The 12675-nt window shown below is 34.4% G+C and carries 14 protein-coding genes and 1 riboswitch; of the genes, 2 read left to right on the plus strand and 12 right to left on the minus strand.

The features are described from left to right. The first annotated feature begins 1 nt into the window (after position 1). Positions 2-796: an MOSC domain-containing protein gene (locus QLQ96_RS07835; RefSeq protein WP_482496088.1), complete on the plus strand. Its 795-nt coding sequence runs from the start codon at positions 2-4 to the stop codon at positions 794-796. Here QLQ96_RS07835 and QLQ96_RS07840 read toward each other — a convergent pair. The 12 genes from QLQ96_RS07840 to QLQ96_RS07895 all read right to left on the minus strand — a co-directional run bounded on the left by QLQ96_RS07840 (position 793) and on the right by QLQ96_RS07895 (position 10421). Continuing rightward, complete coding sequence (locus QLQ96_RS07840) at positions 793-1503, minus strand: HesA/MoeB/ThiF family protein (protein ID WP_482496090.1); 711 nt, start codon at positions 1501-1503, stop codon at positions 793-795. The genes QLQ96_RS07835 and QLQ96_RS07840 overlap by 4 nt on opposite strands. A gap of 88 nt (positions 1504-1591) precedes the next feature. Beyond that, positions 1592-2704 (minus strand): 2-iminoacetate synthase ThiH, encoded by a 1113-nt coding sequence (gene thiH, locus QLQ96_RS07845; protein ID WP_482496092.1) that lies wholly within the window; start codon positions 2702-2704, stop codon positions 1592-1594. Positions 2705-2779: 75 nt separating this feature from the next. Then, a complete protein-coding gene (locus tag QLQ96_RS07850; protein ID WP_482496094.1) occupies positions 2780-3157 on the minus strand; it encodes a GxxExxY protein in 378 nt (125 codons plus the stop codon). A gap of 135 nt (positions 3158-3292) precedes the next feature. Then, the gene (locus QLQ96_RS07855; RefSeq protein ID WP_482496096.1) at positions 3293-4069 is read right to left on the minus strand and encodes a HisA/HisF-related TIM barrel protein; all 777 of its coding nucleotides are present in this window, start codon (positions 4067-4069) and stop codon (positions 3293-3295) included. After that, positions 4050-4688, minus strand: coding sequence for a thiamine phosphate synthase (locus QLQ96_RS07860; protein ID WP_482496097.1), 639 nt, complete (start codon positions 4686-4688; stop codon positions 4050-4052). Before QLQ96_RS07860 ends, QLQ96_RS07855 begins: the two co-directional genes overlap by 20 nt. After that, positions 4681-5421 (minus strand): hydroxymethylpyrimidine/phosphomethylpyrimidine kinase, encoded by a 741-nt coding sequence (locus QLQ96_RS07865; RefSeq protein WP_482496099.1) that lies wholly within the window; start codon positions 5419-5421, stop codon positions 4681-4683. Before QLQ96_RS07865 ends, QLQ96_RS07860 begins: the two co-directional genes overlap by 8 nt. After that, positions 5379-5987 (minus strand): thiamine phosphate synthase, encoded by a 609-nt coding sequence (locus QLQ96_RS07870; RefSeq protein ID WP_482496101.1) that lies wholly within the window; start codon positions 5985-5987, stop codon positions 5379-5381. The genes QLQ96_RS07865 and QLQ96_RS07870 overlap by 43 nt, the downstream gene beginning before the upstream one ends. Positions 5988-6017: 30 nt before the next feature. Continuing rightward, positions 6018-7838 (minus strand): phosphomethylpyrimidine synthase ThiC, encoded by a 1821-nt coding sequence (gene thiC / locus QLQ96_RS07875; RefSeq protein WP_482496103.1) that lies wholly within the window; start codon positions 7836-7838, stop codon positions 6018-6020. Positions 7839-7975: 137 nt separating this feature from the next. Continuing rightward, the gene (thiS, locus tag QLQ96_RS07880) at positions 7976-8182 is read right to left on the minus strand and encodes a sulfur carrier protein ThiS (protein WP_482496105.1); all 207 of its coding nucleotides are present in this window, start codon (positions 8180-8182) and stop codon (positions 7976-7978) included. 65 nt (positions 8183-8247) lie between these two features. Then, a riboswitch (TPP riboswitch) is annotated at positions 8248-8344 on the minus strand. A 99-nt stretch (positions 8345-8443) separates the two neighbouring features. Beyond that, positions 8444-9004, minus strand: coding sequence for a DNA-3-methyladenine glycosylase I (locus QLQ96_RS07885; RefSeq protein WP_482496106.1), 561 nt, complete (start codon positions 9002-9004; stop codon positions 8444-8446). A 59-nt stretch (positions 9005-9063) separates the two neighbouring features. Beyond that, a complete protein-coding gene (locus QLQ96_RS07890) occupies positions 9064-9744 on the minus strand; it encodes a hypothetical protein (protein ID WP_482496108.1) in 681 nt (226 codons plus the stop codon). Positions 9745-9758: 14 nt separating this feature from the next. Next, on the minus strand, positions 9759-10421 hold the full coding sequence (locus tag QLQ96_RS07895; protein WP_482496110.1) for a queuosine precursor transporter: 663 nt from the start codon (positions 10419-10421) through the stop codon (positions 9759-9761). Between the two features lie 170 nt (positions 10422-10591). On the opposite strand from QLQ96_RS07895, the gene QLQ96_RS07900 reads away from it, so the two are divergent. Continuing rightward, positions 10592-12655: a M3 family metallopeptidase gene (locus QLQ96_RS07900; RefSeq protein WP_482496112.1), complete on the plus strand. Its 2064-nt coding sequence runs from the start codon at positions 10592-10594 to the stop codon at positions 12653-12655. The last annotated feature ends 20 nt before the right edge of the window (positions 12656-12675 follow it).

Genomic DNA, 12675 nt, shown 5'->3' on the forward strand with positions numbered 1-12675 from the left:
AATGAGTGGAGTTCATGTTGTAAAGGAAATTTACATTTATCCGATAAAAAGTTTGGCCGGAATTAGCTTAAAAAGCGCTTCCGCAGAAGAAATGGGATTTGAAAATGACAGAAGATGGATGCTGATTAATGCTGAAAATGTTCATGTTACGCAAAGAGAATACCCAATAATGAGTCAGTTTTATCCGGAGATTTTAGGTGATAAAATCCAGATTAGTTTTGAAGGAGAAACGCATGAATTTTCTATAAAAGAACACTTAGAAAAAGCAATAGAATCTCAAGTTTGGGATGACAAAAGTGAGGTTTTCGAAGTAAATAAAAACTCTTCGAAATGGTTTAGCGATAAATTAGGTTTCGAATGCAGATTGGTAAAAATCAATAAAATTGGTGCCCGTAAACATGAAAGTTCGAGAACAAATGAAACGTATAATGTTAGTCTTGCCGATGGATACCCGTACTTATTAATTGGAACTGAAAGTCTTGATTTTTTAAATGGAAAATTAGAAGAAAAAATTACCATTAAAAGATTTCGTCCAAATATTGTTGTGAGTACAAAAAAAGCTCATGAAGAAGATGATTTTAAGTCTTTTACAATTGGAGAAGTTCAATTTAAAAATATAAAACCCTGCGGAAGATGCATCATGGTTAACAACGATCCGCAGAAAGGAATTGTAAAAAAAGAACCTCTAAAAACCTTGAGCAAATACAGAAACGTTGACAATTCTGTTTTATTCGGAACTAATCTTGTGAGTCTGAATTCGGGAATTATCAGCGTAGGAGATGAGGTTGTTTTTTAAAAATCCAACTTTGTCAAATTCCAGTTTATCGTATTAAAAATCAATATTTCATTTTTTAAAGTCGGCAATTCTAAAATCAATTTTAGCGTTTCGTGCGCCATCATATTTCCGATAATTCCGGGCAAGGTTCCTAAAACACCATTTAAGCTGCAATTCGGAACATCTTTTGGATCCGGAGATTCCGGAAATAAATCGCGTAAATTTTTGCTTCCCTCATGATTGAAAACAGCAATTTGTCCTTCAAATTTTAAAATACTTCCGTAAACTAAAGTCTTTTTTAATGCAACGCAAGTATCGTTTACCAAATAACGAGTAGAAAAATTGTCCGATCCATCGACAATAATATCATATTTTTCAATAATTTGAGATGCATTTTCAGCGGTCAATTTTTTATTAATCGCCACAGTTTCAATCAAAGGATTTAGTTCCGAAATTACTTTTTGAGCCACAATTGCTTTGTGCTGACCAATTTCTTTTTCGGTATATAAAATCTGTCGGTGAAGATTATGAATTTCGATAACATCAAAATCCATAATTCCAATAAATCCAACTCCAGCGGTTGCAATATATTGTAAAATCGGACAGCCCAAACCGCCCGCTCCAATTACTAAAACCCGTGCTTTTTTTAGTTTTTCCTGACCTTCGTCTCCAATTTCAGGAAGAATAGTTTGTCTGTTGTAACGAAGGAATTCTTTTATTATACTCATTTTGAAATTTTAGATTTCTGATTTTAGATTTTAGATTGATGTTGGATTTTGGAATTTGGAATTTGTCCCGAAGCTTCGGGATTGGAATTTAAACAAAAGCTTTTGTCCAATCTTTCCAAACTGGTTCGTAGCCAGCATTTTTTATAATTTTTGAAATTTCTTCTGCGGAGCGTTCATCACTGATTTCGAATTGTTCCAAAGATTGCGGATCAACAACATAACCACCCGGATTTGTTTTAGAGCCCGCACTCATACTCGTAACACCAATTGGGATAATATTGTTTCTGAATTTTTCATTTTCGCGCGTTGAAATGGAAATTTCTAAATCTTCGTTCCATAATCGGTAAGCACAAATTAGCTGTGTCAAATCTTTGTCGTCCATGATAAAATTAGGTTCGATAATTCCTTCAGCAGGACGAAGACGCGGAAAAGAAACCGAATACTTAGTCTTCCAATATTTCTTCTGCAAATAATCTAAATGCAAAGCATTGAAATAACTATCTGTACGCCAATCTTCCAAACCTAATAAAACGCCTAAACCAATTTTATGAATTCCGGCAGTTCCAATTCGGTCAGGAGTTTCCAAACGAAAATCGAAATTTGATTTTTTACCTTTTGTATGATATTTTTTGTAAACTTCCTGATGATACGTTTCCTGATAAACCAAAACAGAATATACTCCAGCATCGTGTAAACGCTCGTAATCCTCTGTAGAAAGTGGTTGCACTTCAACAGAAATAATCGAAAATTCTTCTTTGATTAAATTAATCGCATTGAGGAAATAATTAATGTTTACGGTATAATTTGCTTCGCCTGTTACCAGTAAAACGTGATCGAAACCAGTGTTTTTTAAGGCTTCAACTTCCAACTTAATTTCAGCATCTGAAAGTGTTTTTCGTTTGATTTTATTGTCCAGACTAAATCCACAATAGGTGCAAATGTTTTGGCATTCGTTGCTCAAATAAAGAGGCGCATACATCTGGATGGTTTTCCCGAAGCGTTTTTTTGTGATTTCATGGCATTTTTGCGCCATTTGTTCTAAATAATTTTGAGCAACAGGTGAAATCAAAATCAAAAAATCATCGAGATTGTATTTGGTTTTTGCCAAAGTTCGTTCGACATCTTTTGATGTGGCTTTGTATATCTTGGATTGGACTTCATCCCAATTATATTGCTCGAAAATGGATTTGAATGTTTTCATATTTTTATTTTGGTTTCACGCAGATTTTGCAGATTTAAGCAGATTAATAATGATTTTATTTTTATCATCTGCCGATTAGATTTTATTGGCGATTCTTTTAATATCATTAAGAATGTTTGTTGTATTGAAATTTACCAGCAAGCCTAATTTCTTTTGCGTTAATCTTAAATATGTTTCTAATTGTTTATAGTGAATTGGCGCTAAATCTTCTACTGATTTTAATTCAATTATTACTTTGTCTTCAACTAAAATATCAATCCTAAATGCTGGATCTAATGTTATTTCTTCATATGGAATTATAATTTCAACCTGTTTCTGAATTTCTAATTCCAGTTTCTCTAATTCATAAAACAAAGCACTTTCATAAACAGATTCAAATAAACCCGGTCCTAAATTGTTATATACTTTAAAAATTGCGCCTCTTATTAAATATGATATTTCATTCTCAGTCATAATTCTTTAATTTTTACTAATATCAAAAATAAAGAATTTTCTTTCTTTTCTAAGCTTTTGTTTTGCGCAGATTTAAGAGAAATAAAATCATTATTAATCTGCTTAAATCTGCCAAATCTGCGTGAAACAAAAAAATCACTCATAGAGAAAAGAAGTCAAAGGACTAGAAGCCGAAGCATAATTTTGCTGATTAGCAACTTTAGCTTCAAAAGCTTTTCTTCCTGCAATAACTGATTCTCTAAAAGCCTCAGCCATCAATTTCGGATTACCGGCAACGGCAATAGCAGTATTCACTAAAACAGCATCGGCACCAATTTCCATGGCTTTAGCGGCATCGGATGGAGCACCAATTCCGGCATCGATAATTACCGGAACATTACTTTGTTCGATAATAATTTCTAAGAAATCAATCGTTTTTAATCCTTTATTACTTCCAATTGGGGAACCTAACGGCATAACGGCTGAAGTTCCGGCGTTTTCTAAATGTTTGCACAAAACTGGATCAGCATGGATATACGGAAGTACAATAAAACCAAGTTTCGCCAATTCTTCCGTTGCTTTTAAAGTTTCAATCGGATCAGGCATCAAATATTTTGGATCAGGATGGATTTCGAGTTTTATCCAGTTGGTTCCTAATGCTTCGCGCGCTAGTTGTGCTGCAAAAACAGCTTCTTTCGCATTTCGCGCGCCCGAAGTATTGGGTAATAAATTGATATTCGGATGATTTAAGTGCGATAAAATGGCATCAGTATCGGTTTCGAGATCGATACGTTTTAGTGCTACAGTAACCAACTCACTTTCTGAAGCTAAAATGGCGCTTTCCATTTCTTCATTCGAACCAAATTTTCCCGTTCCAAGAAACAAACGGGATTTAAAGGTTTTATCTCCGATATTAAACAATGATGTTTGCATATAATTTTTCGTTTAGTTGTTGAATTAATTTTTCTTTTTCATCACTTTCCGTAATGATTCCAGAAACGGCAATTCCATGAATTCCAGTCTCCATTAACGAACTCACATCTCGTAATGTGATTCCTCCAATGGCATAAACAGGAATCTCTATTTTATTTTTTTTCAATTTTTGAAGTATGTCAAAATAGCCCGATAATCCTAAAATCGGACTTAGTTTTTCTTTTGTAGCAGTAAATCGAAAAGGCCCCAAACCAATATAATCACAGCCATTTTTAACATGATTTTGAATGTCTTCAAAAGTATTAGCGGTTCCTCCAATGATTTTTGAGGTTCCTAAAAAAGCTCTAGCTTTGTCGATTTTAGTATCGGTTAAACCTAAATGAACACCGTCAGCATCAATTTCTTTAGTAAGATGCAAATCATCATTTACAATAAAATGGGCATTGTACTTTTCGCATAACGGTTTTACCGCTTCCGCTAAAGTGAAGGTGTCTTTTTTTGTCTGATTTTTAAAACGCATTTGCACCCAATTACAGCCTGCGTCAAGCGCCTTATGAATGTTGTACAATTGTTTTTCGATAGTTTCGCCCTGCGAGATATATTGAAGTTTGCTATACATAATGATATCCGATTAAAGTTGATGTTGAACTCAGGTAATTTTCGATATAGATTTTGGCATTTTTGCAGGCTTCTTTAAGCGTTTGATTTAAAGCCAAATTAGAAGTAATTGCAGAAGAAAGCACACAACCTGAACCGTGTTTTTCGAAACATTTTTTTTCTGACGGAAGTAATTCTAAAACTTCATTTTTTAGAAATAAACGATCTGTTCCCAAGGCTTTTTCGTTATGTCCGCCTTTCAGCAAAATGTTCGTTGAAAAATCCTTTTCTTTCGAAATAAAATCTGGGAACAGAATTTTGGCCTCATGATAATTTGGCGTTATCAAATCGATTTTTGAAAGTATTTTATTTAAATCCAACCGATCTTCAATATTCATAAATTCAAATTTTGTGGTCGATTTCAAAACTGGATCCCAAACAATTTTAGTCGAAGGAGAAAGCATTTTTATAGTCGAAATAATTCGGTTTAAATCATATAAAGAAGAGACAATTCCAACTTTTACAACACTGATTTTATAGTTTAAAAACATTGTTTCGATAGAGCGAATTACAAAACTTAAATCTGTCCACTGAATCTCGTAAAACTGATTTTCAGTCTGAATCGTATTCGCTGTCGAAATAGCAAAACCAGTTACTTTGTGCTGTTCAAATGTTTTGACATCAGCTAAAATCCCAGCTCCACCTGATGGATCTAGACCTGCGATTGTGAGTACGAAAGGACGATCTTTTGACATAATTTAAATTGTTTTAATGGATTTTCATTCTTCCAAATACTGCCTAAAAGCGCGACATCATCAAAACCATTTTCAAGTGTTTTTTGAATGTTTTGAGAATCAATTCCGCCTAGAGCGACCATTTTTGTTTTATGATTTGTTCTTGATTTTATTTCTTTAAAAAGATCAATTTTAGGATGATAATTTTCTTTAGAAATGCTCGTATAAACTGGACTTAGAAACGCATAATCAAAATTTTCTAGAGAATTAAAATCTTCAATTGAATGTGTTGATGTTGATTTAGACTTACAAGGTTTTGAAAACCTTACAGGGAAATCATTCAGATTTTTTCTTTCTTTTTCAGAAAAATGAAATCTTTCAATTCCAAAATCTTCCGCTAATTGATGATGATTATGCAAAACCAGATTAGCTCGAAATTCTAATTTTGTTTGATGAATAAATTGCGCCATTTCCAACTCAGAAAAATCAGGTTTCCGAACATGAAGCAAAGACAATCCTTCCTCCAACAAAGAATGAAGGATATCTATTTCATCTTCAACAAAAAAAGGATTCGTAATCAAAATCATATCTTTCTTCTAGCTTCTTTGCTCTATTCTCTAAATATAAATCTCTTTCCCTTGTTCAATAAATTCCTCTGATTTCTCCTGCATTCCTTTTTCCGCGGCAGCGACATCTCTAATTTCCTGAGATATTTTCATAGAACAGAATTTTGGTCCGCACATCGAACAGAAATGAGCGACTTTTGCACCATCGGCTGGAAGTGTTTCATCATGGAATTCTCTTGCCGTATCTGGGTCTAAAGCCAAATTGAACTGATCTTCCCAACGGAATTCAAAACGTGCTTTACTCAATGCATTGTCGCGATATTGCGCTCCCGGATGACCTTTGGCCAAGTCGGCAGCGTGAGCAGAAATTTTATAGGTGATTACACCGTCCTTTACATCTTTTTTATTTGGCAAGCCAAGATGTTCTTTTGGAGTAACATAACACAACATCGCGCAACCGTACCAGCCAATCATAGCAGCACCAATCGCTGAAGTGATATGATCGTAACCCGGCGCAATATCAGTCGTTAAAGGGCCTAAAGTATAAAACGGAGCTTCATGGCAATGTTCTAATTGCTTGTCCATGTTTTCTTTAATCATGTGCATCGGAACGTGGCCTGGGCCTTCAATAAAAACCTGAACATCATGTTTCCAGGCAATTTTTGTCAATTCGCCTAAAGTTTCTAATTCGGCAAATTGAGCAGCATCATTAGCATCGGCAATCGAACCCGGACGCAAACCATCTCCAAGAGAAAAAGCAACATCGTATTGCTTCATGATTTCGCAGATTTCCTCAAAATGCGTGTACAAGAAATTTTCTTTATGATGAAATAAACACCATTTTGCCATGATCGATCCACCGCGTGAAACAATTCCTGTAACGCGGTTTGCTGTTAAATGAATGTAACGAAGCAAAACGCCAGCGTGAATTGTGAAATACGAAACGCCTTGTTCAGCCTGCTCGATTAGCGTATCGCGGAAAATTTCCCAAGTTAAATCTTCGGCGATTCCTTTTACTTTTTCCAGAGCTTGATAAATCGGTACGGTACCAATTGGAACAGGAGAATTTCGAATAATCCATTCTCTCGTTTCGTGAATGTTTTTCCCTGTTGATAAATCCATAATCGTGTCAGCTCCCCAACGGCAAGCCCAAACGGCTTTTTCAACTTCTTCTTCAATGCTCGAAGTCACAGCGCTGTTTCCAATATTAGCATTGATTTTCACCAAAAAATTACGTCCCACAATCATCGGTTCACTTTCCGGATGGTTGATGTTGTTGGGAATTATAGCTCTTCCGCAAGCAACTTCAGAGCGGACAAATTCTGGAGTAATTTTGCTTTTTGGAGTATTCGCGCCAAAACTATGTCCGCCATGTTGACATTGCATTGCTTTGGTTTGCTCGTTTAAAAGTTCAATTCTTTGATTTTCGCGAATTGCGATATATTCCATTTCAGGAGTGATAATTCCTTGCTTGGCGTAATATAATTGTGTTACGTTTGCACCATTTTTGGCTCTTTTTGGCTGATGTAAATATTCAAATCGAAGGTGATTTAAGCTTTCATCTTTCAATCGGCTTTGACCATAATCTGAGGTTATTTCGTCTAGAATTTCAACGTCATTTCGGTCTAGAATCCAACTTTCGCGTAAGCGTGGCAATCCTTTTCTAATATCAATTTCGATGTTTGGATCTGTATAAGCGCCCGAAGTATCGTAAACAGTTACAGGTGGATTTTTCTCAATTCCGCCATTAGAAAGTTTGGTATCGCTTAATGCAATTTCACGCATCGCTACTTTTATAGGGTGAATTTCTCCGTCGATATATACTTTTTTAGAATTCGGAAACGGGGTTCTGGATATTTGTTCTTCTTTCATTTTTTTGATTTTGTTTCAGGTTTCAAGTTTCAGGTTTCAAGTTTCAAGTTTCAGGTTTCAAGTTGATTTTTATTGTGTTTATTTGCAACGATAAATTGGAATTTGGAATTTTTATATTGGAATTTCAAATTGAAATTTTACCCGCCTTGAGTAGCAGAAATAATCAATATTTCGTCGGTTTCTTGTACGAAGAATTCGTTCCAAGTGGATTTTGGAACAACAGTATTGTTGATAGCAACGGCGATTCCGTTTTGTTTGTGCGGAATTTCGAGATCGAGCAATGACTGAACGCTAAGTGATTCAGCATTGAAATTTTTGATTTGTTGGTTGATTTTTAGTTCCATTCCTTTTAAGTTTAGTGTATAGTAACACCTTAGGAATGGCTACAAGAACGCATAAAAATGCGCGCAGAAGTCATCTTACTTTTCCCTACGCTAGTATGAACTAGATCAGGTTCAGAGGGTAAAATCTCAGCCTACAAGTTGTAGACACCCCTAAAGTGTGAAGCAAATATAGATAAATTTTTTAAAGTTTTCAGTCTCGGTTTTCAGTTTTCAGTTTTTAACTGGGTTTAAAAGACTGAAAACTGCGACTGCGACTGGCAACTATTTTTTACGGGTAAAGCAATCTTCCGCGTGATCATTGACCATTCCGGTGGCTTGCATGTGTGCGTAAATTACGGTTGAACCGACGAATTTAAAGCCTCTTTTTTTTAAATCTTTGCTGATTTCGTCTGAAAGTGGAGTAGTAGCAGGCACATCTTTTGACGTTTTCGGATTGTTTATGATTGGTTTTCCGTCAGTATATTTCCAAATATAATCAGAGAAACTTCCAAATTCGTCCTGAACTTTCATAAAAGCCTGAGCATTTGAAACGGCAGCTTTAATTTTTAATTTGTTCCGAATAATTCCGGTATTCTGCATTAAATCTTCGATTTTATCTTCCGAGTAATCGGCCACTTTTTTATAATCGAAATGATCAAAAGCATTTCTGAAATTTTCTCTTTTATTTAAAATAGTAATCCAGCTTAAACCAGCTTGAAAGGTTTCCAAAATTAAAAATTCAAAAAGCGTTGGGTCGTCATAAACGGGAACGCCCCATTCTTCGTCATGATATTTTTTATATAAATCGCTGGAAGTGCACCAACCGCATCTTATTTGTTCCATTTTTTTCAAAAATAAACCTCTAACTGTTTAGTTTGAGGTTTTATAAAATTATATTATTACTATTTTCCAATTTGCCAGCTATACCCTTTTACACTCGGAATATAAGCTGAACGCCCAACTATGACCAGATTATTATAGGTTTTTCTATTGTATTTAATTCCAATAGCATTTCCAGAAGTATACATTTTGTTGGCTTTAAACATTACTTTCATTTTGCCATCTTCAAGTTCCGCGTCAGATACTTTTTCGATAAGCCAAGTAGATTGCCATTTTACAGATATTTCATTTTCAGCAGTTTTGGTTATGCTTTTTACTAATTTTACAGCTTCTTCTGGTATTTCAAAATGTTCCGTTAATTGCTTTTGAGTCATAGTCTGGCCCATTTTGCACTTTGTCAATATTTTGCGAATATTGACAAAGTTTAATAATTCTTCATTGACTTCCTTTTTTACTGAAACTGACTGACTTGCAACATGATGCGTTATTTGAGGATTTAATGCATTAACATTTATCGGGTTTTTAACTGAAAAAGGATTTTTTTGAGCAACAGTTTTTTTTGAACCTAACTCTTTTGGAGCGGTAATGCTTTTTGAAGAAACTTTACGAGTTATCTTCACAGGAGCTGGTTTCAACTTATTGACAGGCTGAATGACCTTTTTTGGCTGTTTTTTTTCATCATTGCCACAGCTTAAAAAGAAATAGGTAACAGAGAATAAAATAAGCAAATATTTTTTTTTCATAACCTAAATATTTTTTATCCTTTATCAGCAGGATCTTCGTCTAAATATTTTTTAATCAAATAATGTCCTAAATAAATTGCTGGCGTTAATAAAATAGCTATTGCTAACTTAAAAGTATATCCTATTAAACCTGAAGATATAAAGGTGTCAAAATCTATTTTCCCTGGAAGCCAAAAAGCGATTCCTAAAACAATAAATGAATCAAATAATTGTGAAATCACGGTAGAACCAGTTGCTCTCAGCCATATTTTCTTTTCTCCAGTCCTATTTTTGAAAAACCAAAAAATCCAAACATCAATAAGTTGAGAAACCATAAAAGCAATTAAACTTCCAATTATAATCCACATACTTTGTCCAAATACCGCCTGAAATTGATCATCATTTACAGGACTGATTCCTTTCGCGGCCGGAATGGTAATGGCCATAAAAAGTATTAGAAAAGCATAAGCAATTAAGCATGCAGTTATGAAAGAGAGTTTTTTTACGCCTTTTTCGCCAAAATGGTCATTAATCAAATCGGTAGTTAGAAACACGATTGGCCAAGGCAGAATTCCTATACTCATTACAAAAGGGCCAATCTGAATTAGCTTTCCTCCAATTAACTCAGCAACAACGGCATTGGTTATAAATATCCCTGATAAAATTACAAAAACAATTTCTTTTCTGGTTTTAAACATTTGATTTTTAGTATTGATATTTCAAAAATAAACTATTTCTTTTAAATCTTAGAACCAGATTAATTTTATAATCTGTTAGAATATGAAGTTTGCTTTCGATTGGTTAATTTTGAGATTCTGTTCATTTTTTGCTAATCGAATTTTGTTCAGAATTAATTAATGTATTTGTTATGAAAACACCAATAGAGTTAGATAATCCATTGTTGAAAGATTGGACAGGTCCTTATGGAGGCGTACCGGACTTTACAACATATAAAGTGTCAGATTTTAAGCCTGCAATAGCATTTGCTATTAAAGAAAAATTAGAAGAAATTGATGCAATCACAAATAATCCAGAAAAGCCAACTTTTGAAAATACAATCAAAGCTTTGGAACTTTCTGGCGAAAAATTAGATCGAATTCATGCTGTTTATGGAATTTACAGATCCAATTTAAGCACTCCAGAATTTAATATCGTTGATACCGAAATGTCACCAAAACTGGCTGATATTAATGATAAACTGTATCAAAATGAGAAACTATTTTCTAGAATTGAAGCTTTGTATAAATCCGATGAAAAGAGTAGTTTAACGAAAGAACAGCAACGTTTGCTTTGGTTGTATTACACTGATTTTGTTAGAGAAGGCGCAGAGCTAAAGGAGTCTGACAAAGATAAAGTTGCTAAAATAAATCAGGAATTGGCGGGGCTTTTTACTTCTTTTAGTCAAAAATTGCTAGCAGAAGAAAACGATCAATTTATAGAATTAAAAACAGAAGCTGATTTTGACGGCTTGCCTGAAGAATTTAAGAATGCGGCTATAGCTGAAGCGAAAGAAAGAAATTTGAGTGTTATAGGGTGTATTGGAAACACAAGATCTTCGATAGAACCTTTTTTGACTTTCTCGAATCAAAGAAATTTAAGAGAAAAAGCATTCGATGTTTTTGTAAAACGAGGTGATAATAAGAACGAAAATGATACAAACGAAACTCTTGTTTCTATTTTAAAATTAAGAGCAGAAAAAGCGAAAATTCTGGGCTTTGCTAATTTTGCAGAGTGGAGTTTGTCCAACAAAATGGCTAAAGATCCGTTGAAAACGCTTGATTTAATGCATTCTGTATGGAAACCTGCAGTAGAGAAAGTAAAAAATGATGTTACAACGATGCAAGAAATGGTTAATAATGAAGGAGGAAATTTTAAAATTCAGCCTTGGGATTATCGTTTTTATGCAGAAAAAGTGAGAAAAGCAAAATACGATTTAGATCAGAATGAAATTAAGCAGTATTTGCAGCTAGAAAATTTACGTGAAGGAATGTTTTGGACAGCTGGCGAATTATTTAATTTAGGTTTCAAACAATTATTTGATGTTCCGGTGTATCACGCAGATGTTCGTGTCTGGGAAGTTAATAATAAAAATACAGGAGAACCAATTGGGTTGTGGTATTTTGACCCATACGCGCGCGTTGGAAAACGTTCAGGAGCATGGATGAATTCGCACAGAGACCAACAAAAAATAAAAGGAAATGTGCTTCCTATTGTGTCGAATAATTGCAATTTTATTAAAGGAAATAGTGATGAGCCAGTTTTAATTTCATGGGATGATGCCACAACTTTGTTTCATGAATTTGGTCACGCGCTGCACGGATTATGTTCTAATGTTACTTATCCAAGTCTTTCAGGAACTTCGGTTGCTAGAGATTATGTAGAGTTTCCATCGCAATTATTGGAGCATTGGTTGGCAACTCCAGAGGTTTTAAACAAGTTTGCGCTTCATTACAAAACAAATGAACCTTTGTCTCAATCATTAGTGGAAAGAATTGGAAAAGCGGCTAATTTTAATGAAGGTTTTGCTACAGTTGAAACGATTTCAAGTTCGTTTGTTGATATGAAACTGCATTTGACAACCGAAACTATCGATCCGCATGCATTTGAGTATAAGGTTTTAAGCGAAATTAATATGCCATCTGAAATTGTGATGCGACATAGAATTCCACAATTTGCTCATATTTTTTCAAGTGATGGGTACGCAGCAGGATATTATAGTTATTTGTGGGCAGATGTAATCAACGCAGATGCTTATGAAGCTTTTCTAGAAGCAGGCGGGCCATTTGATAAGAATATTTCAGAACGTCTTTTTAATACTGTTTTAAGTGTTGGGAATACTATTGATAATGAAGAAATGTATGAGAATTTCAGAGGACATGCTCCAAAATCAGATGCTTTGATGCGTGCGAGAAACTTTCCGGTTGAAAGCTAAGAGAAAATAAAAAAAGCCCG

It is taken from the genome of Flavobacterium sp. B167r, from assembly GCF_056824315.1.